Annotated in this window: 1 protein-coding gene; it reads right to left on the bottom strand. The window is 65.6% G+C overall.

The window, feature by feature from the left end:
- Positions 1–16 precede the first annotated feature (16 nt).
- A complete protein-coding gene (locus tag A5651_RS16950) occupies positions 17–463 on the bottom strand; it encodes a hypothetical protein (protein ID WP_066976149.1) in 447 nt (148 codons plus the stop codon).
- Between the last annotated feature and the right edge of the window lie 110 nt (positions 464–573).

The raw sequence follows: 573 nt of genomic DNA, 5'->3' as shown, positions 1-573 counted from the left end.
TTGCGCACGCTCGCGGCTAGCTGAGCTCGTCCCAAATGTGTTGGCTCTCGGCAACGACACTACGGTCGTGGGTCTGTTGGAAGTTGCGGCCGCCGCGTCGAAACGTGGCAATGACGGCCGCGGGTACCTTCTGTTCGGGCAATGGCGTTGCGAGCCAATGGCATTCGCGAACATGCACCAGGTCAACGGCTGCCGCCGCGTCGTCGTTGTCGTAAAAGTACGGGCCGTGGATGCGGCCGAGCCAGTACAGGCCGTCGGTGTCGCGGGTCCAGACGAACGAGCCGTTGTCGACATCGCGGAACCGTTCGATGCGGCGAGCCAGGCGTTCGTCCGACGGCTTCTTCGGCCCGCCGAATCCGCATACGCCCGTGGTGAGTGCGCGCTCGACAGCCGCGCCCCAATCGACGTCGTCGCGCCGCGACCGCATCGGCGCTCGGTACACCGCTACTGACACGTCACCCATACTTGCGTGAGCGTGCGCAAGCTGCCGAAAACTCGCGGCGTGTCGTATGCAGACACGCACGCTCGCGCCAAAGGAGGGGGGTTACCGAGCGGGTTTGGTGGCGGCGTGCA

Source organism: Mycobacterium sp. 1274761.0 (assembly GCF_001668615.1).
In the GTDB taxonomy this organism is placed as follows: Bacteria; Actinomycetota; Actinomycetes; order Mycobacteriales; family Mycobacteriaceae; genus Mycobacterium.
The sequence above is the reverse complement of the archived record's forward strand: the minus strand, read 5'-3'. Positions and strand labels throughout refer to the sequence as shown.